The sequence below is a fragment of the Alcaligenes sp. CHO6 genome, from assembly GCF_037120595.1.
In the GTDB taxonomy this organism is placed as follows: domain Bacteria; phylum Pseudomonadota; class Gammaproteobacteria; order Burkholderiales; family Burkholderiaceae_B; genus Alcaligenes; species Alcaligenes ammonioxydans.
The window spans coordinates 331973-355639 of sequence record NZ_JBANCI010000002.1; the positions used below are offsets into that span (position 1 = coordinate 331973).

The following is a 23667-nucleotide window of genomic DNA, read 5'->3' on the forward strand; positions in this document are numbered from 1 at the left end:
GAAAAGCCGTGGGATATGTGAAAATTGCGAGTTGGACGAAATTGTACGACACATGACCGAGCAACTGATTCTGGATATATCTCCAGCACCGCCTGCCTCTTTGGACAACTTTGTTGCCGGAGCGAATCAGGCTGCGTTGCAGGCTCTGCGTCAGTGTAGTCCAGGACGCGCGGTTTACCTGTGGGGACCGCCCGGTGCAGGTCGAACACATCTGCTGCGGGCGATGGCCAGTCGAGACGACAGCCGCTATTTTAGTGCAGATACTCCTTTCCAGCCCATCTTTGACATCGCTACCGATGACAAAGCCCCTCCCAGCCTTTTAGCCATCGACGATATCGAACGTTTTGACGAGCACGGACAGGCTGCCGTATTTGCACTGTACAATCGCTGGCGCGAGTCGGCCACCCGGCCAGACGCCTTCACACTGCTGGTCTCCGGCGACCGGGCTCCCAAAACCATGTCCGTGCGCGAGGACTTGCGCACACGCTTGGGGTGGGACCTGGTGTTCAGGCTGGAATACCTGTCGGACGCCCACCGGGCCGAAGCCATGCAACAGCGGGCTGCGGCCCGCGGGCTGCAACTGCAAGCAGAAGTGCTCAGCTGGATACTGACTCACTACGATCGCGATATGAACCGCCTGAGCGCATTGATTGATGCGCTGGACAACTATTCACTGGTAAAGAAACGCCCCATCACTTTACCCCTGCTCAAAGAACTTCTGGCCAACAGCCAGACCCAATCTTCTAGTTGAGTCATGACTGCTTCTTCTTTTATTGCCCTGTTTGATCTGGACCACACCCTGCTTCCTTTAGATAGCGATTACCAGTGGGCAGACTTTCTGGCCCGTACCGGCCGCGTCGGCGATCCTGTCCAAGCCATCCGTCTGAATGAAGAACTGATGGAACGCTATAACCAGGGATTGTTGACGGCCGAAGAATCGGCCGAATTCATGTTGGGCCTGCTCACCAACGCCAGCCAGGAAGAACTGCTGACCTGGCAGGACGAGTTCATGCAAGCCGTGATCCTGCCCTCGATCAGCCCGGCTGCCCGCGAGTTGCTGGCCAAACACCAGGATCAGGGCCATCTGGTGGCGATTGTGACTGCCACCAACGAATTTGTGACCCGCCCCATTGCCGCCGCGCTGGGCGTGGACCACCTGATAGCCACCACCCCCGAAATGAAGGAAGGTCGCTACACGGGCAAGATCAGTGGTGTGCCCAGCTTTCAGGCTGGCAAGATTACCCGTGTGCAACAATGGTTGCAGACCATGGACAAATCCCTGTCCGACTTCGAGCGCAGCTGGTTCTACAGCGACTCGCCCAACGATCTGCCCCTGATGGAAGTGGTGACGGACCCCGTTGCCACCAACCCCAGCGACAAACTGCGCGCCGTAGCGACCGAACGTAATTGGGAAGTCATCGATTTGTTCGCTGACATGATGGACAGCAAATCGTAAAATCAGACGCATGCTAAAGCGAACAATAAAAACATTTGTCGATCGGCTGCTCAAACCAGCCAAAAGCGCGCGTCCCAAAGGGCCGCGCCGCTACACACGTGAAGAACATGGCATAGACCGGCGTCTGGTCTCGCGTCATGCCATCAAAGTGTGCGAGGTCCTGAACCATGAAGGCTATCAAGCCTATGTCGTTGGTGGCGCCGTGCGCGATCTGCTGGTGGGCCTGGAGCCCAAGGACTTTGATGTGGCCACCAATGCCACGCCCGAACAGATCCGTCCTCTGTTTCGTCGCGCACGCATTATTGGGCGCCGCTTCCGTCTGGTCCACGTGGTCTTTGGTCAGGAAGTCATCGAGACCTCTACATTCCGGGCCGATGACAGCGGCAAACAAACGGACGAGCATGGCCGTATCCTGCGCGACAATGAATACGGCACCATCGAGGACGATGCCGCACGCCGTGACTTTACGCTGAACGCGCTCTATTACGACCCGCTGACCGAGACCGTCATCGACTACCACAACGGGGTAGCCGATCTGAAAAACCGTCAGGTGCGCATTATTGGTGATGCGCAAACCCGCTATCGCGAAGATCCGGTACGCATGTTGCGCGCCGTGCGCTTTGCCTCCAAGCTCGATGCCACCATCGAACCAGCCACCGACGCGCCGATCCGTTCCTTGTCACGTCTGATCGAGAACGTGCCCGAGTCCCGTCTGGCCGACGAGACGCTGAAACTGCTGAACTGCGGTCACGCCATGGACTGCATACAGCGCCTGCAAGCGCTGGGCCTGCACAGCAAACTATTGCCTATGGTGGAGCCGGTTCAGCGCCTGCCCGGCGGCGCGGAATTTCTGGATATGGCCCTGGCCCGTACCGACACCCGTGTGCGCGCCGGCAAATCCGTCAGCCCCAGCTTTATTTATGCCTGCCTGCTCTGGAAACTGGTCAAGCAGGAGTGGGACCGACGCAGCAGCCAGGACATGCATCCTCAACAAGCCCTGCTGGAGGCCGCCGACCTGGTTCTGGAAAAGCAAAGCCGCATCATGCCGATCCAAAAGCGCTTCCAATCGGATATGCGGGAAATCTGGTTCATGCAGCCGCGTTTTGAACGCGTCGCCAACCGTGCAATCTGGCGCATGACCGAACAGCCCCGTTTTCGCGCCGCTGTGGACTTTTTACAACTTCGTGCTGAAGCCAAAGAAGTCGATAGCGTGCAGGCACAGTGGTGGATGGATCTGGCCGATGCAGGCGACGAGGAGCGCAGCACCATGATTGCCGTGCGCAAACCCACTACAGCGACCGCCACGGGCTCTCGCAGCGGACAACGTCGCACGCGCCGCCGCCGCTCCAATGCCAAGCGCAGCAGTACCAGCAGCGGAAATGCAGCATGAGCACAGCCGGAACAACGGTTTATGTGGCCTTGGGTGCGAACCTGGGTCAGGCACGTCAGACACTGGAAACCGCGGCGGCAGAGCTGGCCACTACTCCCGGCATCCAGGATCTGACACTGGCGCACTTCTACAGCACCGCACCGGTGGATTCCAGTGGCCCGGACTACGTCAACACCGTCACCCGATTCACCTGTACGCTGGCTCCCGAGGATTTGCTGGACAGACTGCAAGCCATCGAGCAAGAGCACGGTCGCACTCGCCTGTACCGCAATGCGCCCCGCACTCTGGATCTGGACGTGCTGCTTTACGGTCAAGAACAAATCGACACCGAACGGCTGACCGTGCCACACCCGCGCATGCACGAACGTGCCTTTGTGCTGGTTCCGCTGGCTGATCTGGCACCTGAGCTTGAACTGGCGCAAGGCAGCGTGAAGGACTTGCTTGCCCAGGTGCGCGACCAGGCCATCACACGGCTGGGCTAAGGCTGCTTTCAGCCCTGTCCGCAGCCGGCTCTGCAGCCCGCTGCCACCCCATTTGCAGCACCTGGGCAATGCTGCTGACAATCTCTTCACGACGGGCCGCATTGCCCACACGCAGCGCATAGGAGGGGTGCCAGGTCGCAATGACCCAAGTCTGCCCCCAGAGAAAAGGTTTGGCCAGATATTCGGCAAGCCGTCGCTCAGGCCCCAGCAAAGCAGACAAGGCGGTGGCTCCCAGCGTAACAATGACAGCCGGTTCAAGGCGCGCCAGTTCCTCTTGCAGCCAATACCCGCATGCCTGCACTTCGGCCTGGGAGGGACTGACATGTAAACGCTGCTTACCCCTCGCTTTCCACTTGAAATGCTTGACGGCATTGCTCAGATACAGCGCGTTGCGCTCAATACCGGCACGCTGCAATGCCTGATCCAGAATCTGCCCGGCAGGCCCTACAAAAACGCGCCCCGCCAAATCCTCGTAGTCGCCAGGCTGCTCCCCCAGCAGCATCATGCGGGCCCTTGCCGGGCCCTCCCCCGGCACCCCGTGTGTCGCGTGCTCCCAAAGGCCGCAGCGACGACAGGCCTCCAGGACCGACGGCGCACTGCGTTCGGGCTGTGCATGGTCGGCCTGGATCGCAATCACCTTGCCTGGCATCTGACTTACCGCACTGAACTGCCCGACTCGTCGGGCTCCACGACGGGCCTCACTGACCATGGCCGGAATCAGGCTCGCTTCAGGCAAACCCTTCCAGAATCGAACCGGCATGCTCTGCTGCAAAGCCGTTTCATTCAAGCGCGCGGGATTAAAAATGCTTTGGTAATAACGAAGCCACAAGGCTTCTACCTGGTCCTGCCCCGGACCAGCCTGTCGGGCTTTCAGATCGTCCGGCGCATCCCGTAGCTGCAGCGTATGACCATCCCACAGCGCCACACGCCGAGGCGTCGCAATACACCAAGAGGTTCCCCCCATCCGTCTGGAAAAATAATCAGCGATCCACTCCAGAACATCGTGCTCGGGCTCAAACCAAGCCCAGTACTCAGGCAACTGGCCCGTTCCACAATGGCGAAACCGCACATACGCCATCATGTCGTGCTTTTCCTTGCGAACGGCCTTGGCCATCTCATACAAACGCGCCCCATCCTCGTCGGCCACGGACTCCACACTGCGATCACCGTGGTGCCAGCGCCACAAGACACGATAGAGCAAGGCCCATCGCTGTGCAGTACGGCACAACGCCGCATCTTGCAGCAAAGCAGCCAGTCCTTTTGAAATACGGACCGACGGCCGGTTGGCGGGTTCATGCCCCTGGGGCTCTTGCAACACCTCAGTTGCGGGGGGCAGCGACTGGGAGAGCTCATATTCCAGCCCGATTTGCCCCGCCCTGGGCCCCGGTTCCGCGAAGGAGTCTGCCCAGCAAAGTTGTTCCGGTGCCCAGCCGGCGGCCAGAGCACGTAAAGCCTGTTCCCGCCAGCCAGCGTACCCCCCGTCTACCTGCAGGGTTACCATCCGGGCCTGCCCTTGCCGGGTGTCGGCCACGCGGAGAGCTGGCAAGCGGGCCTCATAGCAGGCTCAGTTGCTGCGGATTGCTCGACAGCATGCGACGTAAGGTGTCGGAGGCCGCCTCGGCTAGCCCGGGACGATAATCCTGCACCACAACAAAAGGCTGCAATGTACGGATAGAGCAACGCAAACGGATCAGGTCCTGGTATCGAATAGCCCGCATCTGACGCAGTTCCACCAGACGCTTGGCATTGCGAATACCAATGCCCGGCACACGGGCAATCAGTCGTTCAGGGGCCCGGTTCAGATCCACCGGAAAAATATCCCGGTTCGACAAGGCCCAAGACAACTTGGGATCAATATCCAAAGGCAGGTCGCCTGTATTCTGAAACAGTTCCTCGGCCCGAAACCCGTAGCTGCGCAACAAAAAATCGGCTTGATACAGACGGTGCTCGCGCAAGAGCGGGGGCGGCTGCGCCGGCAGCGCCGAGGAACTATCCGGAATAGGACTAAAAGCGGAGTAATACACCCGTTTGAGCTTGTAAGCCCCGTACAGCGTCTGGGCGGTTTGCAAAATATTGCGGTCATCGGCCGCATCGGCCCCCACGATCATCTGCGTACTTTGCCCCGCCGGCACCTTGGGCCGTTTCTCTTGCTGGGCCTGCTCCTGGGCCAGACGAATCACCCCCATGGCCCGCTTGATCGTGTGACCGCTTTTTTCCGGAGCCAGGCGATTCAGGCCGGCATCCGTGGGAAGCTCAATATTGACGCTGAGCCGGTCCGCGTACTGGCCTGCCAGCGTGATCAACTGCGGGTCGGCATCCGGAATGGTTTTAAGGTGGATATAGCCACGAAAATGATGATCCTCGCGCAAGGAACGCGCCACTTCGACCAGACTCTCCATGGTGTAGTCCGAGCTGCGGATGATGCCCGAGCTCAGGAAAAGCCCATCTATATAGTTGCGCCGATAAAAATCCAGCGTCAGATCCACCACTTCTGCAGGCCGAAAACGCGCGCGTGGCACGTTGCTGGAGCGCCGGTTCACACAATACAGGCAGTCATACTGGCAAAAATTGGTCAGCAGTATCTTGAGCAGCGAAACGCAGCGTCCGTCCGGCGTAAAGCTGTGGCAGATACCGGCACCGGTACTGGCGCCCAGACCCGTGCGCCCACGGGAATCCCGTTTGGGGGCCGCACTGCTGGCGCACGAGGCATCATACTTGGCCGCGTCAGCCAGAATCTCAAGTTTGCGCGCAAGCTCCATGGCACCATTGCTGTATATAAAAACAGTATTATACCGTTTTCAGCGACGGCGTCACCAAGCCTGCGACTCGGCAAAAAAAGAGAACCCTGCACCGGTCAAGCTGCCAGGCAGCTGACCGTCAGGCCCGTTATAGCGACAGTCAAGCGTCCAGCAGCTTGATCAATGCCTCTTGATGATGAGAGCGAGCCTCCAGCAATTGCCGTCCTTCTTCGGTCAACATGGCAATCAAAGGCGCGGGAAAAGGAGAAGGAGTCTGCGTCGTTTGTGGGATGGCCTGAACTAATCCCAGCGACTGTAGTTGTTCAAACACGGCTTGTTTCTTGTGCCAGGGAGTCTGGCGTAAACGCACAAGCTCAAGCGTGTTCCAAATCATGGGGTTGAGCTGCGGAATAGTGGTGGAGCGCTGAAGTTGCGTCATACAAGGCCCTTGATTAAGACCACCTCTATGGGCCGCTTGTGTGGGCCCCCTCGGTGGTCAGCCAGAAAGCATCCCTATACCGTACACCATAACGATGTACAGAATATTTCAATGAGTTCTGACAATCATCGTCGCAGTACGCATGCCAGATACCAATCCGCAATAACCCGCGCTTGCGCTTGGTGAAACCCAAAGAGACAGCCTGCCACCTTCCCGAATCCAGTTTTGGCGACGCAATACCTGTGCCCAGAGCAGCAGAAACACAACACCCGATCCCACACTGCTCAGCCCCGGATTGGCCTGCACACCATACGCATGCACCAGTTGCCCGCCGAGCCAGGAACCAGGCGCTGATGGATCAAGGCCGAATTGAACGGGCAGCCCCCCATGCCCTGGCTTGTCTGATTTACCGCAGTCTGGCCGAAACCGCATTCTGGGTAGCCCAGAACGAGGATGACGATGCCCGCTTGGCAAAAGGGCTGGCAGCCTTGGATTTGCGGCTGCGAGGCTTGTTGCTCAGGTCCTGAACGGGTGATGCTAAAAGGAGCCAGTGTCCAGGCCAAAGAAAACCCGCATTGAATGCTGTACTGACGCTGCTTTTACAAGCAGGCCAGAAACACTCATGCGGGTTTTTTATCAACAACGCCGGGAAGCCCAAGCTTCCCGCTTTACGTCTTACACAGCGACCAAAGAGATCTCTGCAATACGTTTGCGCCATTCAGCGGGGCCGGTGTTGTGCACGGACACACCTTGCGAATCCACCGCGACGGTCACGGGCATATCCTGAACCTCGAACTCGTAAATGGCTTCCATGCCCAGATCTTCAAAAGCCACCACTTTCGCATTGCGAATGGCCTTGGAAACCAGGTACGCGGAACCACCCACGGCCATCAGGTAGGCCGATTTGTGAGCACGGATGGCCTCAATGGCGGCCGGGCCGCGTTCGGCCTTGCCGATCATGGAGATCAGGCCGGTTTTAGACAGCATCATCTCGGTGAACTTGTCCATGCGAGTAGCGGTGGTTGGGCCTGCTGGACCAACGGCTTCGTCACGCACGGGGTCAACCGGGCCCACGTAGTAAATCACGCGGTTGGTGAAGTCCACAGGCAGGGACTCACCCTTTTCCAGCATGTCCTGGATGCGTTTGTGAGCCGCATCACGGCCCGTCAACATCTTGCCCGACAGCAGCAGGGTCTGACCAGGTTTCCAGGAAGCCACCTCTTCTGGCGTCAGTTCGTCCAGGTTCACCTGGCGGGACTTGTTGTAATCCGGTGCCCAGTGAATGTCAGGCCAGGCTGACAAAGGAGGAGGAACCAACTCGGCGGGGCCGTTACCGTCCAGCGAAAAATGGACGTGGCGCGTCGCGGCACAGTTGGGGATCATGGCTACAGGCTTGGAAGCGGCATGGGTCGGGAAGGTGTTGATCTTCACATCCAGCACAGTAGTCAAACCACCCAGACCCTGAGCGCCGATGCCCAGGGCATTGACCTTCTCGTAGAGCTCGATACGCAGCTCTTCCAGCTTGCTTTGCGGGCCGCGTTGCAGCAGCTCGTACATATCGATGTCTTCCATCAGGGCCTCTTTGGCCATCAGCATGGCTTTTTCGGCCGTGCCGCCCACACCAATACCCAGCATGCCGGGAGGACACCAGCCCGCACCCATCGTAGGAACGGTCTTGAGAACCCAATCCACCAGGGAGTCGCTGGGGTTGAGCATCACAAACTTGCTCTTGTTCTCCGAGCCACCGCCCTTGGCTGCAACCTGAATATGAACCTGATCGCCGGCGACCAGCTCGACATTCACGATACAGGGGGTGTTGTCGCGCGTGTTCTTGCGCGTGAAAAGAGGGTCGTTCAGGATGGAGGCCCGCAGCGGGTTATCCGGATTCAGATAACCGCGACGCACCCCCTCGTCACAGAGCTCCTGCAAGGAGCGCTGGGTATCGAAACGCACACCCATCCCCACTTTCAGGAATACGTTCACCACCCCGGTGTCCTGACAGATGGGGCGGTGGCCCTCGGCGCACATGCGCGAGTTGGTCAGGATCTGGGCGATGGCATCTTTGGCCGCCGGGTTCTGCTCACGCTCGTAGGCGCGGGCCAGATGCTCCAGATAATCAGTGGGATGGTAGTAACTGATGAACTGCACCGCATCGGCGATGGACTGAATCAGATCGTCTTCTTTAATGGTGGTCATGGTGGCGTCAATATCAAAAACGGGATGAACAAGGGGAAACTACTTGCCCTGCCAGACAGGCTCGCGCTTCTCGGCAAAAGCCGTCGCGCCTTCTTTGGCGTCTGCAGAGGTGAAGATGCCGGCGATGCGAGGGCGCTGCAGATCAAACAGATCCGCCTGACGCCAGTCGCGCGACTGGGAAATAATGCTTTTGGCGGTTTGCACGGCCAACGGACCATTGGCAGCAATCTGGGCGGCCAGCTCCAACGCCTGCTCAGTGGCTTGGGTGGGCTCGGCCAGACGGCTGACCAGGCCCAGTTCGGCCATACGGGCAGCCGGGTACATGCCGCCAGTCAGCACCATCTCCATGGCCATGTGGTACGGAATGCGACTGGGCAAACGCACCATGCCGCCGGAACCGGGCACAATGCCACGCTTGACTTCAGGCAGACCAAAGTTGGCATTGTTGGCAGCCACAATCAGGTCACAGGACAGGGCAATCTCAAAGCCGCCCGCCAGACAGTAGCCTTCCACCGCGGCAATCAGGGGCTTGGCGGGTGGACGTTCGCAAATACCCGCAAAGCCTCGGTCACCCACATAGGGACGCTGACCCGTTTTGGCAAAGGCCTTCAGATCCATACCAGCACAAAATGTGTTGTTTGCGCCCGTCAGCACGCCCACGGCAATAGTGGAGTCGGCGTCGAACGCGTCAAGCGCCTGGGCCAGCGCCTGGGCCGTTTCCAGGTTAATGGCATTACGTGCCTCGGGACGGTTCAAGGTAATCAACAATACCTTGCCTTTACGCTCTAGCGTGACAAGCTCACTCATGGACCTAGCCTCCTGTAAATTGCGGCCCGGGCTCCCGCTCGGGAATCAGGCCAGCAAATAAGCAGTATTTGGACAAACGCATATGATACGTCCAAATGCCAGCTGACCGCCCGGTACAAACAGCGCTTGCCCGTAGTCCGGACGGCCAAAACCAGGCATTGCAGGCGCTTTTCTGCTGTAAGGGCGCAGTTCACGCTAAAATAGAAAAATTTTGCAGATTCTCGCTTTACTGGCCATTGCTCATGCTCACCTTTCAGCAAATCATACTTACGCTCCAGCAATACTGGGACAAGCACGGATGCGCTCTGCTTCAGCCCTACGACATGGAAGTCGGTGCAGGAACCTCCCATACGGCAACCTTTTTGCGGGCTATTGGCCCCGAGCCCTGGCGCGCGGCCTATGTGCAGCCTTCACGCCGTCCCAAGGACGGGCGCTACGGCGACAACCCCAACCGCCTGCAACACTATTACCAGTTTCAGGTCGTGCTCAAGCCTGCGCCTGAAAACATTCTGGACTTGTACATCGGCTCGCTGGAGGCCCTGGGCATCAACCCCAAGGCGCACGACATCCGCTTTGTGGAAGATGACTGGGAGAACCCCACGCTGGGCGCCTGGGGTCTGGGCTGGGAGGTCTGGCTCAACGGCATGGAAGTCACCCAGTTCACCTACTTCCAGCAAGTAGGCGGCCTGGATTGCACGCCAACCACGGGCGAAATCACCTACGGTCTGGAACGTCTGGCCATGTACTTGCAAGGCGTGGAAAGCGTCTACGATCTGGTCTGGACCGAAGGTCACAACGGCCAGCGTATTTACTACCGCGACGTGTTCCACCAGAACGAAGTGGAGCAGTCCACCTACAACTTCGAGCACGCCAGCACCGACGTTCTGTTTGCGCACTTTAACGACTACGAAGCCGAAGCCAAGCGCATCATCGATGTGCCGCTGGCCCTGCCTGCCTACGAACAAACGCTGAAAGCTGCCCACACCTTCAATATGCTGGATGCCCGCGGCGCCATCAGTGTGACTGAGCGCGCTGCCTATATTGGCCGTATCCGCAATCTGTCCCGCGCTGTCGCACAGGCTTACTACGACTCCCGCGAACGCCTAGGTTTCCCCATGCTGAGCAACACATCCCCGGAGGCCAAGTAATGAACGCCTCCACGACACAGCCTTTGCTGATTGAACTCTTTACTGAAGAACTGCCCCCCAAGGCGCTGCAACAGCTGGGACAGGCCTTTAGTGACGGTCTGCAAAAAGTATTGAGCGAACAGGCCCTGCTGGCCCCAAACTGCGAAGTGCGTGCTTACGCTACGCCACGCCGTCTGGCTGCCTGGTTCAGCGCCGCCTACCAGCAGGCTGAAGACCAGCCTTATACCGAAAAACTGATGCCCGCCCATATCGGCCTGGATGCCAATGGGGAAATCGCCCCGGCCCTGGCCAAGCGTCTGGCCGCCAAAGGTCTGGAACATCTGAAGGCCAGCGATCTGCTGCGCGAGTCCGATGGCAAGCAGGACTACCTGTACGCCAGCGGCATTGCCACCGGCGCCGTTCTGAAGGATGGCCTGCAGGAAGCCCTGGAATGGTCCATCACCCACCTGCCCATCCCTAAAGTGATGCGTTACCAGTTGGCCGATGGTGTCAGCAGCGTCCGCTTTGTGCGCCCTGCCCACGGTCTGGTCGCCCTGTGGGGTTCAGAGATTGTTCCCGTCAGCGCGCTGGGCCTGCAAGCCGGTCGCCAGACACACGGCCACCGCTTCCTGTGTGACGCCCCCTTCGACATCCGTGATGCCGATAGCTGGGTCGCCCAAGTTCAGGAGCAAGGCTGGGTGGTTCCTTCCTTCGAAACGCGTCGCGAGCAAATTCGCACAGAACTGGAAGCCGAAGCCAAGCGCCTGAACGCCACACTGGGCAATGACCCCGAGGTGGAAGCCCTGTTGAACGAAGTGACGGCTCTGGTCGAATATCCTACGGTGTACGTAGGTCAGTTTGACGAGCAGTTCCTGCAAGTGCCGTCCGAATGTCTGATTCTGACCATGCGTCTGAATCAAAAGTATTTCCCGCTGTTTGACCCTGCCACACAAAAACTGACCAATCGCTTTCTGATCGTCAGCAATATGAAGGTGGACGATCCCAGCAACATCATCGAAGGTAACGAGCGCGTGGTTCGCCCCCGTCTGGCGGACGCCCAGTTCTTCTTTGAAACCGATCGCAAACAGACGCTGGCCGAACGTGTTCCTACACTGGCTGGCAGCGTGTACCACAACAAACTGGGTTCGCAGCTGGACCGTATCGAGCGTCTGCAATCCGTGGCTGGCTACATCGCCAAGCAACTGGGTGCCAATGAAGAGCACGCCCGTCGTGCCGCCCTTCTGGCCAAGGCAGACCTGAACTCCAATATGGTGGGCGAATTCCCCGAGCTGCAAGGCGTGATGGGGGCTTACTACGCCCAAGGCGATGGCGAGCCCGAGGACATCGTGCTGGCGATTCGCGAGCAATACCGTCACCGTCTGGACCAGCCCGTCACAGAAGCCAGCCTGACTCAAGCCATTCTGTTCCTGGCTGAGCGTGCCGAAGTTCTGGTCGGTATCTGGGGCATTGGTCTGGCTCCAACCGGCGAGCGCGATCCTTACGCCCTGCGCCGTGCGGCCCTGGGCCTGATCAGCGCCTACGAGCAATTGCAGGCCGGTGCCCAATTGAAGGCCAACCGCCTGAATCTGGATACCCTGCTGAACACCACTGCCTCCTTCTTCAAGGATGGCGTGCTGGCTACTGACACGGTCGATGCGGTCCAAGCCTTCATTTATGAACGCTACCGTAACCAGCTCAGCAACGATTACGAGCGCAGCGTGGTGGATGCCGTGCTGGCGCTGCGTCCACCGCTGGAGCAGGTGCACGCCCGTATACAGGCTTGCGCCTCCTTTGCCCAGCGCCCTGAAGCCGAGAGCCTGGCAGCTGCCAACAAGCGCGTCAGCAATCTGCTCAAGAAAGCCGAAGGCGAACTGGCAACGCTGGACGACAAGCTGCTGGTCGAACCAGCCGAGCGCGAGCTGGCTGCCAAGATTCAGGAATTGCAGCCTGTGGCCCAGGCCCAGTTTGAAGCGGGTGAATTTGACGCCTCCCTGGCCACCCTGGCCCAGGCTCGTGGTGCCGTGGACAACTTCTTCCAGGACGTCATGGTCATGGCCGAAGACCCAGCCATCCGCGCCAACCGTCTGGCCCTGCTTGCCAAGCTGCATGCACTGATGAACCAGGTTGCGGATCTTTCCAGGCTGGCCAACTAGTGAAACTTGCCATCATTGATCGGGACGGTGTCATCAACCATGACAGCGATGCCTTTATCAAAAGCCCGCAAGAGTGGGAGGCCATTCCAGGCAGTCTGGAGGCCTTGGCCCGCCTGACCGAAAACGGCTGGAAGGTGGTGATTGCCACCAACCAGTCCGGTCTGGCGCGTGGTCTGTTTTCCATGACCACGCTAAACGCCATCCACGCCAAGATGCGTCGGGAGCTGGCCTTGCTGGGCGGTTTGATCGACGCCATCTTTATTTGTCCGCACGGTCCCGATGATGGCTGCGCCTGCCGCAAGCCTGCCCCCGGCATGTTTCGCGACATTGCACAGCGCTATGAAGTAAACCTGCAAACCGTACCCTCGGTAGGCGATTCCTTGCGCGATCTGCAAGCGGCCAGCCAGGCCGGTTGTGCGCCCTGGCTGGTCCAGACTGGCAAAGGCATGCGTACTTTAGAGAAAGGCGGCTTGCCCGAAGGCACGCGCGTCGAGGCCGACCTGGCCGCTGTTGTCGACAAATGGCTCCACGGAAACTGATATGGGCATTATCCGCGCTTCACTTTATCAACTGTTCTTGTTGATCACCGTCATTCCCTACGCATTTGCCTGCCTGCTCATCGCCCCTTTGCCGCTAGATATACGCTATCGCTTTACGACCGGCTGGCCACGCCTGGCTATCTGGGGTGCGCGCACGATCCTGGGGATACGCTGGCAGACCAAAGGCTGGGAAAACCTGCCTGATGGCAAGGCCATCATCCTGTCCAAGCACCAGTCGGCCTGGGAAACACTGTTCTTTCCCTCGTACATGCCGCGCCAGGTGTGCTTTGTCTACAAGCGCGAGCTGCACAAAGTGCCCTTCTTTGGCTGGGGGCTGGCTTTGCTGCGCATGATCCCGATTGACCGTGCCAAAGGCCGCGATGCCTTTGAACAAGTCATCAAGATTGGCCAACAACGCATTGACGAAGGCCGCTGGCCCTTGCTGTTTCCCGAAGGCACCCGCACCGCACCAGGCACGACAGGCCGCTACAAAATGGGCGGCGCCTTGCTGGCCAGCCGTACGGGCACACCGGTCATCCCTGTGGCGCACAACGCGGGCGAATGCTGGCGTCGCAATGCCTTTATCAAGACGCCGGGCTTGGTTACTATCTCCTTTGGGCCGCCCATTGATCCCACGGGCTTGACCCCTGAAGAAGTCAACCAACGCGTACAAACTTGGATTGAAACCGAAATGCGCGTCTTGAATCCGGAACGCTATGACGGTCCCCCCACAACTGGCCCTGTTTCCTGACACGGCCTTCCCCCACCCGGCGCAGCGGCCCGCCCGGCCGCCTGCCGGTTCTGCTGTGTCACCCCAAGCTGATTTAACGGTTCGGCCCGAGACCCTGCCCGAAGGCGTACAGTGGCAGCAGGTGCAGCTGGAGGGTCAACTTATCGGTTATCAGCTCAAGCGCTCGCGTCGCCGCACTTTAGGCCTGACTATCAATGACAGTGGCTTGACCGTCGCTCTGCCCTCCTGGGTCAAACTCAGCCAGGCCGAACAAATTCTGCATAGCAAAAGCGCCTGGATACTGCGCAAGCTGCGCGAGTACCAACAGCGTCGCGAACAATTGGCGTTGCAAAGCCTGCAGTGGGTCGATGGCGATACCCTGCCTTTTATGGGAACACCGATCCGTCTTGACCTGGACCCGCAGGTTCAACAGATTCATTTCGAGGGCATGCTGGGCCAGATCCGACAGGGCCAGCGCCTATTGCTTCCCCTGCCAGTCGATGCGGAGCCGTTGCGCGTTCAAGAGCTGACTCAGGCCTGGCTGCAGAAACAGGCCAAACAGTGGTTTGAGCAGCGGCTGCAACACTACCTGGACCTGTCAGGCCTGCGCGCCAGCAAATTACGTCTGGCCGCCCCCGCCAAACGCTGGGGGTCCTGCAATAGCGACGGAACGATTATGCTGAACTGGCGCCTGATACACTTTCACCCATCCATCATTGATTACGTCGTCGCTCACGAGGTCGCGCATCTGCAAGAGATGAATCACGGTCCTCGTTTCTGGGCTTTAGTCGAAACGCTCTATCCTGATTTTGTCCATGCGCGCAATCAGCTACGACAGTATGATCCAGGCACCCTGCCCCTGCTTTAAGGCAGGTTGAACTCTAGGAGCTCTACCTTATGCGTATCCTGCACACCATGCTGCGTGTCGGCAATCTGGACCGTTCTCTGGCCTTTTACACCGAGGTCTTGGGCATGAAGCTGCTGCGCCAGTCCGACTACCCGGACGGCCGCTTTACACTGGCTTTTGTGGGCTATCAGGACGAATCCGAAGCCGCTGTGCTGGAACTGACCCACAACTGGGACACCCCTTCTTATGATCTGGGCAATGGCTACGGCCACATTGCACTGGAAGTGCCCGATGCCTACAAAGCCTGTGAGGACATCAAGGCCCGTGGTGGCAAGGTGGTACGCGAAGCCGGCCCCATGAAGCACGGCACGACCGTGATTGCTTTTGTGGAAGATCCGGACGGCTATAAAATTGAACTGATCCAGGCCAAAGGGCGCGTGGATTAAAGCCAACGGAACCGGCCTTGAGAGGCCGGTTTTTGATTGTCTGGCCGTCAAAACGTCTCAGTGATGACACGCCTTGCCCGCGGGCTGCTGCACCCCTTCCTTTCCTCCCGATCCTTTGTACCTCCTCTCTCTTTCTGACGCATTGTCTTTCCACGTCTCTTTCACACCGCCCCTTGCCGGTCCCGCCTTCCACGCCACGTTCCCGCCCCCCTGCTGCTTGCCACTCTTTCCGAGCCGTCTTGCTGTCGTCCACTCTCCGTTTTACCAATAAGCCTTTACCTACCGCTTCTTTCCCTGTGAATCAAGAGCGCCCTTGGGCTGTGTGCCTTAGGCAAACCTCATCCAACAGGCAGCGCTCTGACTCCCATGCGTGTTTTGCGACTGCTTGTGCCAATACCCTTACATACCGTAGCCGATAAAACCGGGCTGGATTCTGCGACAATCTAGTCTGGCTTTTCCCTGCCCTGCTTACTGCCAACACTATGCTCAATACTCTTTGGCTGTTTTTCTTCCTGATTGCCGCTGTCAGCGGTTTTTACCAATGGCTGGTAGGGGGAAATAGCGAAATTTTTGCGCAGATGGTGCGCAGCCTGTTCGATATGGCTGCCCTGTCCGTCCAACTCATGCTGCTGCTTTTTGGCACGCTGACCCTGTGGCTGGGGTTTTTGAAGATCGCCGAGAAAGCCGGGCTGATCGATACGCTGGCACGCTGGCTGGGCCCGCTGTTTAGCCGCCTCATGCCTGGCGTGCCCGCCGGCCACCCGGCCCTGGGTCTGATCACCCTGAACTTCGCCGCCAACGGTCTGGGTCTGGACAATGCGGCGACTCCCATCGGTCTGCGTGCCATGAAGTCGCTGCAAACACTGAACCCGCATCCTGACACGGCCACCAATGCCCAGATCCTTTTTCTGGTGCTCAATGCCTCGTCGCTGACACTGATCCCCATCAGCATCTTCATGTATCGGGCTCAACAGGGCGCGCCTGACCCGACCATGGTGTTTCTGCCCATTCTGTTGGCCACCACCGCCTCCTCGCTGGCAGGACTGCTCAGCGTCGCGTTGGTACAGCGCCTGCGTCTGTTTGATCCGGTGCTGATGCTGTGGTTCGGGGTGTTTGCGCTTATTCTGGGTTCGTTCATGGCCTTGCTGGCCACCCTGAGCGCGGCCGCCATTCAGTCGCTGTCTTCCCTGCTGGGCAACCTGACCTTGCTGTCCATTATCTGGCTGTTCCTGCTGATAGGGTGGCGTCGCAACATCCCCTTGTATGAAACCTTCGTGGAGGGCGCCAAAGAAGGCTTTGCCGTTGCCAGGGACTTGCTGCCCTATCTGGTTGCGATGCTGTGTGCCGTCGGCGTGCTCAGAAGCTCAGGCGCGCTGGATATCGTCCTGGACATGATCCGCTGGCTGGTCAACCTGACCGGTCTGGACACTCGTTTCATCGATGCCTTGCCGACGGCTCTGGTCAAACCTTTCTCGGCTGGGGCAGCCCGCGCCCTGCTGATCGAAACCATGCAGCATCATGGGGTAGACAGCTTCCCCGCACTCCTGGGGGCTACGGTACAAGGCAGCACGGAAACAACCTTTTATGTATTGGCCGTGTATTTTGGAGCGGTGGGCATCCAACGCGCTCGCCATGCGGTCTCCTGCGCCTTGCTGGCTGATCTGGCTGGCGTGCTGGCCGCCATCGCCGTTTGTTATTGGTTCTTCGGCTAGGCGGGGACAAATAAAAAAGCCCCTCGCGGGGCTTTTTTATTATCAGGCAACTTGCACGACGCCTTTATCCATCAGATGATCTGCCAAGGCTATATAGTCCGCCAAAGACAAATCAGCAGGGCGGCTGGTGGGTGCGATACCCAGGCCATCCCAATCGATATGCGGCGTCCAGTCTCCCAGGCCACCCCGCAACATCTTGCGCTTTTGCGCAAAGGCCCTAGCCACAACCCGACTGAATACACCCGCATCGCGCGCCTGAAGCCGATCCGCAGGCAACGGCACCATCCGCACCACGGCAGATACCACGCGTGGCGGTGGATTGAAGGCCTCGGGGGGCACTTCAAACAGTTTGACCATGCGGTAGCGCGACTGCAGCATTACCGACAGACGGCTGTAATCCGACGAGCCGGGCTGGGCAACCATGCGGTCGATCACTTCGCGTTGCAGCATGAAATGCTGATCCACCACTGCATCCGCGTATTCCAGCAAATGAAACAGCAATGGGCTGGAAATGTTATAGGGCAAATTGCCGACAATGCGCAGATTCGGCCCTAATGCACCAAAATCCACACTGAGCGCGTCGGCCTCGATGATCTCCAGCTTGCTGGGCGAGTAGTGATTGCGGAGCCGCGCGGCCAGATCACGGTCAATCTCGACCACCCGCAGGCGCTCCAGCGCTTGCGTCAGCGGCCGGGTCAGGGCGGAGAGGCCCGGACCGATTTCCACCATATTATCGACGGGCCGAGGGCCAATCGCACGGATGATCTGGTCGATGACGGCCTCATCTTCCAGAAAATTCTGTCCAAAGCGCTTGCGCGCCTGATGCTGGGCCATACTTGTCCTTAGCGACGGCGGGTGCTGGACTCGGGGTCCAGACGGTTATCAATATAGGCACGGCCGCGCAGGCTGTTCAGCCAATCCTCAAACGCAGGCTCGGCACGCTGCTGGAACAGTGCCTGACGGGCTTGCATGCGTTTGTACTCATCTTCCATATTGCGCGTGCGACGCTCAATAACCTGGATCAGGTGCCAGCCAAACTGGGATTCCACGACTGCCGTATCATTGCCGGGCTGCAGCTTGTTCATGGCCTGCTCAAACGGAGGCACGGTTTCCCCTGGCGAGAGCCAGCCCAGATCGCCACCTTGTGGTGCGCTGCTGTCTTCCGAGTAGCGCTTGGCCAGATCCTGGAAAGATTCGCCATTACGCAGTCGTTCTTGCAGTTGCTCAATACGCTGACGAGCCTGCTCCGAGGTCATGACCTTGGAGAGTTTGACCAGAATATGACGAGCATGAGTCTGAGTCACCATCATGGGGCCAGATTGAACCGCCGCCGCACCCTGTACGGGTGAGGTATTGGCGGGAGCACTGCCGCCACGTTCAAGCACCTTCAGAATATGAAAGCCTTGTCCACTGCGAATCAGATTGGACACCTGCCCAGGGGCCAGATCCTGCACCGCCTGCGCGAACAGGTCCGGCCAGTCCGACAAGGGACGGGTGCCCATGACGCCGCCACTCAGCGCCTCCTGCCCATCCGAACTGGAAGCAGCCAGACCGGCAAAATCCGCCCCTGAACGGGCCTGAGCCAACAAGCCCTCGGCCTTGGTACGCAAACGGGCTTCTTCGCTGGAATTGGCACTTTCAGGCACCCGCACCAGAATTTGTGCCAGGCTCACCGGCGCATCCTGACTTTGTGCCGCCGACTGCCCCAGATTGCCTAAACCGGCGCCGCCTTGAGAGCGCAGATAAATGTCAATATCGGCATCCGTAATATTGATGCTGCTGTCGACAGCGCGCATGCGCAATTGGTCCAGCAAAATTTCCTGTTTCAGATTGGCGCGGTACTGCTCCCAGCTAATACCATTTTTTTCGATTTCGGCACGCAACTGGGCTTCCGTCATATTGTTGCGCGAGGCAATCATGCGCACGCCCTCTTCCACCTGCTGGGGGCCGACAGAAATCCCCATGGCACGCGCTTCCTGCTGCTCCAGGCGTTCATTGATAAGACGCTGGAGAACCTGTTTGCGCAATATCTCCTGATCCGGGGCAGGAATTTTCTGCTGTTTTAACTGCGCCAGCACCTGCGCTGCCTCCTGGTCCACTTGACGCAGGGTAATCACCTCGTCATTGACGACGGCAGCGATGCCATCCACAAACTGGGGCGCGGCCGTGGACGTCTTGTTGGATGCGGCGGGCTTGGACTGCGCCTGTGCCATTTGGGTCGTACCCAGACCCATGACGGCCATCAGGGCCAATGACAGGGTGCGGTTTTTCAAGCTGAAACGCATATTATTCATACCTCTCATGAATCATTTTTTCCTGTACGGGGTCCGAGATGGGTTCATAGCCGATCACGCGATCACGCAGCAATTTGATGGGGTCGTTGCCAATGCCACCCAGACCGGACAACTCCAGCTGGAAGAACATGGCTTTATTGGTTTCCCTGGCCGAAACCGCATAGCGTTGCAGAACCACGCGCGCCGCCCAGCAGCAGTCGCCTTTGTACTCCAGGCCCAACACAGTTTGTGTACCACGACTTTCCTGAATGGAATAGTCGTAACGTCCTACTGCATACAGTCTGTTGCTCAGGGGCCATTGGCCTGTCATGGAAACATATTCTTTGCCACGCTGATCTTCTTCAAGCGGCGTAAAGGTCGGATCGACAACCTGACGCGGATCACGTTCGTAGCGGTAGTTCACCCCCAGCGTGGCAAGACGCTTGGGCCGCCAGCGAATGCCGGACGTCAGGCGGTTGCGACGACTCTCATCCGGATTGAACTGGGCATCAAAGTTGACCGAAAACGTGTTGGTCAAGGCCGCGCTGGCCCCCACCAGATAGTCCGAACGCGTACTGGTACGCGCCTTTTCGTCACTCAGGGTGACCGTTTGCTTGTCAAAATACAGGCGCTGTGCCGCTTGCAAGACCAGACGCTCATACCCGGTATCGGCATCCAGCCAGCGGGAGGTCAAACCGACCGTCACCTGATTGGCATTGGAAATCCGGTCCCAGCCACCCGAGAAGATATTTTCGCTAAATGCCTGGGCAAAGTTGAAGCTGGCCAGACTGGTGTCGTACACGGGCAGCGTGGACTGATCGCGATAGGGCACGTACAGGTAGTACACACGCGGCTCCAGGGTCTGAATGGAGTCGTTGCCAAACAAGGTGGTATTGCGCTCGAAGGTCATGCCCGAGTCCAGGGACAAGATGGGCAGCACACGGCTCTGCGTGCGGGAACGCCCAGCGTACTTGGCCATGTAAGGGCTAGGATCACCCACATACCAGTCGGTCTGGTATTGGCTCATGTGCAAGCCAGCTTTGGGCGTGATGTACCAACCCGGGCGGATGATAGGGTAAGCGACCGTCGTATAGGACGATAAACGCGTACCATCTGGCGCCAGACGGGTACTGCGCATATCGTCAAATTCGCTCAGATTGCCACTGTAGAACGGCAAGCGGAAACGAGTCGCGTAGTTATCGCTGACCACATCAAAGCCGCCCCAGTTATAGCGAGAGGCGCCCAGATACCATTCCGGCAACTTGTCGTATTGCGGCTGACGGTAGTTGCTGGTGGCGTCCTGCAGGGTTTGATAGCGGGTCCCACTAACGTGAGCGCGAAAATATTTGGAACCTGCCCAACCCAGGGTGACCGTGCTGGCCAGATCCTGGATCGTGGAGTCGTTCAGGCCAAAGCTGCTGAAGTCGCGGAAATAATCATCATCCGAGACGCGGCGGATGTCGGCATTCAGGTAGAAACTGGCAGGCAGACTCTGGCGATACTGTCCCATGAACAGCCAGCGCTTGTAGCCCAGCTCCTTGTCATCAGGCAAATAATTGCCGGTCAGCTCCCCCGAGAAACTGTCACCCAGATACCGGAACTCGCTGCCCAACATGGCGCCACGCTTGCTCATCAAACGAGGGGCCAGGGTGGCATCGTAATTGGGGGCCAGATTCAGGTAATACGGTACCGTCAGGTCCAGACCGCCCCGCGTCGTCATGCCATAAGTGGGCAGCAGAAAACCCGATTTACGCTCCTTGCGCAGCGGAAAGGTCAGGTAGGGCGAATACAGGAGCGGCACGCCTTTAAAGTAGAGCACACCATTGCGCGCCACCCCTTCGTTTTCTTTGGAATACAGATCCACCTTGGGGGAGCGGATGTACCAGGCAGGGTCGGGACACGGGCAGCCGGAGTAATTCACATCGGCCAGACGCATATGGTTGGAGTTGAGAATGTCCGCCTGGGTCGCCGTTCCACTGCCGCCGCTTGCCCCCAGCCAGAACTCCGGAGAGGACATGCGCCCGGTGTCTGCATCCAGGTTGTAATCAAACTCAGGACTGCGCACCAGGGCACCGTCACGCATGATCAGGCCATTGCCACGCACCTGCACCTGGCCGGTTTTTTCCTGGTAGTCGATGCGGTCGCCTTTGACGACAGAATCAATACGACGCACCTGCGCGCCGCCTTCCAGACGCAAGGTGCCGTCCTCCAGGGTTTTCATCTGGTCGCCTATCAGATAGACGGCCATGTCTTCTTCCTGAAGATTGCGCACCTGCAAACTGGGGGACGTCTTTAAAGACGGACGCACGGATGACTCGGCCTGGGCAAGCCCCATGCCTGTCATCATCAAGACGGTATACAACGTCGCAACTCGCACTAAGACCGCGCCTCCAGTTGTGTCCTGCATTTGCTCGTACCAGGTGAAAAACCCTGGCGACCCGGTATTATAGTTAAGCCTGCCGTTTAGCGGCACTGCTAAACACTAATCCGTTACGTTCTTCTGCTTCCTTTTATTTATGTCTGCTTCTATTTCTGCCGCTGCCGATCCTCGTTTGCAGCAAGCGATCACCTGGCTCAACACCCTGAAAACCCAATTCGGGCTGGATCTGGACAGCCTGCAAGCGGCCTCCAGCGACGCCAGCTTTCGCCGCTACTTTCGTTTGCAAGCCCAGAACCGCAGCCTGATTCTGATGGACGCGCCCCCTGCAACCGAAGACTGCAAGCCCTTTGTACAGGTCACCCAATTGCTGGCCCCGACGGGCATCCATGTCCCTGACATCCTGGCCGCCGATACCGAACAAGGCTTTTTGTTGCTCAGTGATCTGGGCCAGGACAACTTCCAGACCGCGCTGAAAACCCCCATGCCCCAAAGCGAGCTGGACAAACTGTACCGCAGTACGCTGTTGACCCTGGTGAAACTGCAACAAGCCGACACCACCGGCCTGCCGCCCTACAACGAACAGCGCCTGCTCGAGGAGCTGCAAGTCTTTCCCGAATGGTACGTACAAAAGCATCGCCAGTTCGAACTGAGCGAAAAAGACCATAACATGCTGCGCAAAACCTTTGCAGAGCTGGTTCAGGCCAATGTACAAAGCGCTACTGTACTCGTACACCGGGATTTTCACAGCCCTAATCTGATGATGCCCCTACCCGGCCAGACTGAGCCGGGCGTCATCGATTACCAGGATGCGCTGGCTGGCCCCATCACCTATGACATCGCTTCGTTGGTCATGGACGCACGCGTCACCTGGACCGAGGAACAGCAGTTGGACTGGGCAATTCGCTACTGGCAGGCGGCCATGGAAGCGGGCCTGGACGTCCCTGCTGACTTTGCCGTGTTCCACCAGCAATACGAGTGGATGAGCCTGCAACGCAATCTACGTATTTTGGGCGTATTCGCCCGCCTGTCCCTGCGTGACGGGAAACATCACTATCTGGACCACATGCCACGCCTGCTGGGCTACGTTCATCAGGTTGCCAGCCGCTACGAAAGCTTCAACGGCCTGCTGCGCCTGCTCAACCGTCTGGAAGGACGCCAGACTGTTTTGGGCATGACCGTCTAATGCGTGCCATGATTCTGGCAGCCGGTCGCGGTGAGCGCATGCGGCCCTTGACCGATACCTGCCCCAAACCCCTGATTCCGGCAGGTGGCCAGCCCTTGATCGTCTGGCATTTGCGGGCTCTGGCCAAAGCCGGTTTTCGTGAGGTCATCATCAACCACGCCTGGCTGGGTGAGCAGATTGAATCCACCCTGGGCGATGGCAGCCAATGGGGACTGCACCTGAGCTACTCCCCGGAGCCATCGGCTCTGGAGACAGCCGGCGGTATTGCCAAGGCGCTTGATTTTTTCCAGGGTCAGCCTTTCTTGCTGATGAATGGGGATATCTGGTCAGACTGGAACCCGGCGCAGGCTTTTGCCATGGCCGAGCGCCTGCACACAGGCCCGGAACTGGCCTGGCTGGTTCTGGCCCCGAACCCGCCCCACCATCCCGATGGGGACTTTGGCATGCTGGATGGTCAAGCGCACCTATGCGCCAAAACCTGCGCAAACGCCCAGAGTGCCACACTCAGCGGCATCGGGGTCTACAAGCCCGAGCTCTTTGCGCAGTTGCCCAAAGGCCAGCCAGCCAAAGCAGCTCCGCTGTTGCATGCGGCCATCGCACGAAAACAGGTATTGGGTACTCTGCATGCAGGCTTCTGGATGGATATTGGCACCCCCGAGCGCCTTGCACAGTTAAACCAATACTTGGAATCGCGGGCACCCTCACAGTAAACTGAGATTTCCCGGCTAGCTGGCAGACGTTTCCAAGCACAACAAAGGGCAACAAAGCC

At 58.6% G+C, this 23667-nt stretch carries 22 protein-coding genes; 14 read left to right on the top strand and 8 right to left on the bottom strand.

Annotation, left to right across the window (positions count from 1 at the left end):
- The first annotated feature begins 52 nt into the window (after nucleotides 1-52).
- The 4 genes from hda to folK are packed head-to-tail and all read left to right on the top strand — an operon-like array spanning nucleotide 53 to nucleotide 3328.
- Nucleotides 53-751 carry a DnaA regulatory inactivator Hda gene (gene hda, locus V6936_RS09495; protein ID WP_003803457.1) on the top strand — a complete coding sequence of 233 codons (699 nt, stop codon included), beginning with the start codon at nucleotides 53-55 and terminating at the stop codon, nucleotides 749-751.
- Nucleotides 752-754: 3 nt separating this feature from the next.
- Entirely contained in the window at nucleotides 755-1456 is a 702-nt protein-coding gene (locus V6936_RS09500; protein WP_003803460.1) for an HAD family hydrolase, read from the top strand.
- A gap of 10 nt (nucleotides 1457-1466) precedes the next feature.
- Entirely contained in the window at nucleotides 1467-2846 is a 1380-nt protein-coding gene (gene pcnB / locus V6936_RS09505; RefSeq protein WP_059318700.1) for a polynucleotide adenylyltransferase PcnB, read from the top strand.
- Nucleotides 2843-3328, top strand: a complete 486-nt coding sequence (gene folK, locus V6936_RS09510) for a 2-amino-4-hydroxy-6-hydroxymethyldihydropteridine diphosphokinase (RefSeq protein WP_059318699.1) — start codon at nucleotides 2843-2845, stop codon at nucleotides 3326-3328. Before pcnB ends, folK begins: the two co-directional genes overlap by 4 nt.
- Here folK and V6936_RS09515 read toward each other — a convergent pair.
- The 3 genes from V6936_RS09515 to V6936_RS09525 all read right to left on the bottom strand — a co-directional run bounded on the left by V6936_RS09515 (nucleotide 3312) and on the right by V6936_RS09525 (nucleotide 6505).
- Nucleotides 3312-4829 (bottom strand): UdgX family uracil-DNA binding protein, encoded by a 1518-nt coding sequence (locus V6936_RS09515; RefSeq protein ID WP_301607459.1) that lies wholly within the window; start codon nucleotides 4827-4829, stop codon nucleotides 3312-3314. The genes folK and V6936_RS09515 overlap by 17 nt on opposite strands.
- A gap of 52 nt (nucleotides 4830-4881) precedes the next feature.
- On the bottom strand, nucleotides 4882-6087 hold the full coding sequence (locus tag V6936_RS09520; protein ID WP_003803469.1) for a putative DNA modification/repair radical SAM protein: 1206 nt from the start codon (nucleotides 6085-6087) through the stop codon (nucleotides 4882-4884).
- 139 nt (nucleotides 6088-6226) lie between these two features.
- A complete protein-coding gene (locus V6936_RS09525; RefSeq protein ID WP_003803472.1) occupies nucleotides 6227-6505 on the bottom strand; it encodes a hypothetical protein in 279 nt (92 codons plus the stop codon).
- 242 nt (nucleotides 6506-6747) lie between these two features.
- Between V6936_RS09525 and V6936_RS09530 the strand changes: the two genes are divergently transcribed.
- Complete coding sequence (locus V6936_RS09530; protein ID WP_336579788.1) at nucleotides 6748-7032, top strand: hypothetical protein; 285 nt, start codon at nucleotides 6748-6750, stop codon at nucleotides 7030-7032.
- Between the two features lie 148 nt (nucleotides 7033-7180).
- Here the strand turns inward: V6936_RS09530 and V6936_RS09535 are convergent, their stop codons facing one another.
- Together V6936_RS09535 and V6936_RS09540 are read right to left on the bottom strand one after the other, a co-directional pair.
- On the bottom strand, nucleotides 7181-8701 hold the full coding sequence (locus tag V6936_RS09535) for a fumarate hydratase (RefSeq protein WP_003803474.1): 1521 nt from the start codon (nucleotides 8699-8701) through the stop codon (nucleotides 7181-7183).
- 39 nt (nucleotides 8702-8740) lie between these two features.
- On the bottom strand, nucleotides 8741-9508 hold the full coding sequence (locus tag V6936_RS09540) for a crotonase/enoyl-CoA hydratase family protein (protein ID WP_003803475.1): 768 nt from the start codon (nucleotides 9506-9508) through the stop codon (nucleotides 8741-8743).
- Between the two features lie 242 nt (nucleotides 9509-9750).
- Here V6936_RS09540 and glyQ point away from each other — a divergent pair, with 242 nt between their 5' ends.
- The 7 genes from glyQ to V6936_RS09575 all read left to right on the top strand — a co-directional run bounded on the left by glyQ (nucleotide 9751) and on the right by V6936_RS09575 (nucleotide 17062).
- A complete protein-coding gene (gene glyQ, locus V6936_RS09545; protein WP_003803477.1) occupies nucleotides 9751-10656 on the top strand; it encodes a glycine--tRNA ligase subunit alpha in 906 nt (301 codons plus the stop codon).
- Nucleotides 10656-12788 carry a glycine--tRNA ligase subunit beta gene (gene glyS / locus V6936_RS09550; protein ID WP_336579789.1) on the top strand — a complete coding sequence of 711 codons (2133 nt, stop codon included), beginning with the start codon at nucleotides 10656-10658 and terminating at the stop codon, nucleotides 12786-12788. Before glyQ ends, glyS begins: the two co-directional genes overlap by 1 nt.
- Nucleotides 12788-13327, top strand: a complete 540-nt coding sequence (gene gmhB, locus V6936_RS09555) for a D-glycero-beta-D-manno-heptose 1,7-bisphosphate 7-phosphatase (protein ID WP_003803481.1) — start codon at nucleotides 12788-12790, stop codon at nucleotides 13325-13327. The genes glyS and gmhB overlap by 1 nt, the downstream gene beginning before the upstream one ends.
- Before the next feature lies 1 nt (nucleotide 13328).
- Complete coding sequence (locus V6936_RS09560) at nucleotides 13329-14078, top strand: lysophospholipid acyltransferase family protein (protein WP_003803484.1); 750 nt, start codon at nucleotides 13329-13331, stop codon at nucleotides 14076-14078.
- A complete protein-coding gene (locus tag V6936_RS09565) occupies nucleotides 14044-14925 on the top strand; it encodes a M48 family metallopeptidase (protein ID WP_301606843.1) in 882 nt (293 codons plus the stop codon). The genes V6936_RS09560 and V6936_RS09565 overlap by 35 nt, the downstream gene beginning before the upstream one ends.
- Before the next feature lie 29 nt (nucleotides 14926-14954).
- Complete coding sequence (gene gloA / locus V6936_RS09570) at nucleotides 14955-15350, top strand: lactoylglutathione lyase (protein ID WP_003803488.1); 396 nt, start codon at nucleotides 14955-14957, stop codon at nucleotides 15348-15350.
- Nucleotides 15351-15832: 482 nt separating this feature from the next.
- Nucleotides 15833-17062 carry a nucleoside recognition domain-containing protein gene (locus V6936_RS09575; protein WP_003803489.1) on the top strand — a complete coding sequence of 410 codons (1230 nt, stop codon included), beginning with the start codon at nucleotides 15833-15835 and terminating at the stop codon, nucleotides 17060-17062.
- A 42-nt stretch (nucleotides 17063-17104) separates the two neighbouring features.
- Here V6936_RS09575 and rsmA read toward each other — a convergent pair whose 3' ends face one another.
- Genes rsmA through V6936_RS09590 form a run of 3 tightly spaced genes read right to left on the bottom strand, consistent with a single transcriptional unit; the run spans nucleotide 17105 to nucleotide 21712 of the window.
- The gene (gene rsmA, locus V6936_RS09580; protein ID WP_131071331.1) at nucleotides 17105-17896 is read right to left on the bottom strand and encodes a 16S rRNA (adenine(1518)-N(6)/adenine(1519)-N(6))-dimethyltransferase RsmA; all 792 of its coding nucleotides are present in this window, start codon (nucleotides 17894-17896) and stop codon (nucleotides 17105-17107) included.
- An 8-nt stretch (nucleotides 17897-17904) separates the two neighbouring features.
- Nucleotides 17905-19356, bottom strand: a complete 1452-nt coding sequence (locus V6936_RS09585; RefSeq protein WP_003803498.1) for a peptidylprolyl isomerase — start codon at nucleotides 19354-19356, stop codon at nucleotides 17905-17907.
- Nucleotides 19349-21712, bottom strand: a complete 2364-nt coding sequence (locus V6936_RS09590) for an LPS-assembly protein LptD (protein ID WP_301606835.1) — start codon at nucleotides 21710-21712, stop codon at nucleotides 19349-19351. Before V6936_RS09590 ends, V6936_RS09585 begins: the two co-directional genes overlap by 8 nt.
- Nucleotides 21713-21851: 139 nt before the next feature.
- On the opposite strand from V6936_RS09590, the gene V6936_RS09595 reads away from it, so the two are divergent.
- Nucleotides 21852-22898 carry an aminoglycoside phosphotransferase family protein gene (locus V6936_RS09595; RefSeq protein WP_003803501.1) on the top strand — a complete coding sequence of 349 codons (1047 nt, stop codon included), beginning with the start codon at nucleotides 21852-21854 and terminating at the stop codon, nucleotides 22896-22898.
- A complete protein-coding gene (murU, locus tag V6936_RS09600) occupies nucleotides 22898-23608 on the top strand; it encodes an N-acetylmuramate alpha-1-phosphate uridylyltransferase MurU (protein WP_301606834.1) in 711 nt (236 codons plus the stop codon). The genes V6936_RS09595 and murU overlap by 1 nt, the downstream gene beginning before the upstream one ends.
- Nucleotides 23609-23667 lie beyond the last annotated feature (59 nt).

Coding starts and splice junctions, on each gene's coding strand:
- gloA (WP_003803488.1), top strand. CDS start 14,955: ATGCGTATCCTGCACACCATGCTGCGTGTCGGCAATCTGGACCGTTCT.
- V6936_RS09520 (WP_003803469.1), bottom strand. CDS start 6,087: ATGGAGCTTGCGCGCAAACTTGAGATTCTGGCTGACGCGGCCAAGTAT.
- V6936_RS09535 (WP_003803474.1), bottom strand. CDS start 8,701: ATGACCACCATTAAAGAAGACGATCTGATTCAGTCCATCGCCGATGCG.
- V6936_RS09525 (WP_003803472.1), bottom strand. CDS start 6,505: ATGACGCAACTTCAGCGCTCCACCACTATTCCGCAGCTCAACCCCATG.
- murU (WP_301606834.1), top strand. CDS start 22,898: ATGCGTGCCATGATTCTGGCAGCCGGTCGCGGTGAGCGCATGCGGCCC.
- V6936_RS09595 (WP_003803501.1), top strand. CDS start 21,852: ATGTCTGCTTCTATTTCTGCCGCTGCCGATCCTCGTTTGCAGCAAGCG.
- hda (WP_003803457.1), top strand. CDS start 53: ATGACCGAGCAACTGATTCTGGATATATCTCCAGCACCGCCTGCCTCT.
- V6936_RS09565 (WP_301606843.1), top strand. CDS start 14,044: ATGACGGTCCCCCCACAACTGGCCCTGTTTCCTGACACGGCCTTCCCC.
- V6936_RS09560 (WP_003803484.1), top strand. CDS start 13,329: ATGGGCATTATCCGCGCTTCACTTTATCAACTGTTCTTGTTGATCACC.
- rsmA (WP_131071331.1), bottom strand. CDS start 17,896: ATGGCCCAGCATCAGGCGCGCAAGCGCTTTGGACAGAATTTTCTGGAA.
- folK (WP_059318699.1), top strand. CDS start 2,843: ATGAGCACAGCCGGAACAACGGTTTATGTGGCCTTGGGTGCGAACCTG.
- glyQ (WP_003803477.1), top strand. CDS start 9,751: ATGCTCACCTTTCAGCAAATCATACTTACGCTCCAGCAATACTGGGAC.
- pcnB (WP_059318700.1), top strand. CDS start 1,467: ATGCTAAAGCGAACAATAAAAACATTTGTCGATCGGCTGCTCAAACCA.
- V6936_RS09515 (WP_301607459.1), bottom strand. CDS start 4,829: ATGGTAACCCTGCAGGTAGACGGGGGGTACGCTGGCTGGCGGGAACAG.
- V6936_RS09540 (WP_003803475.1), bottom strand. CDS start 9,508: ATGAGTGAGCTTGTCACGCTAGAGCGTAAAGGCAAGGTATTGTTGATT.
- V6936_RS09575 (WP_003803489.1), top strand. CDS start 15,833: ATGCTCAATACTCTTTGGCTGTTTTTCTTCCTGATTGCCGCTGTCAGC.
- glyS (WP_336579789.1), top strand. CDS start 10,656: ATGAACGCCTCCACGACACAGCCTTTGCTGATTGAACTCTTTACTGAA.
- V6936_RS09585 (WP_003803498.1), bottom strand. CDS start 19,356: ATGAATAATATGCGTTTCAGCTTGAAAAACCGCACCCTGTCATTGGCC.
- V6936_RS09500 (WP_003803460.1), top strand. CDS start 755: ATGACTGCTTCTTCTTTTATTGCCCTGTTTGATCTGGACCACACCCTG.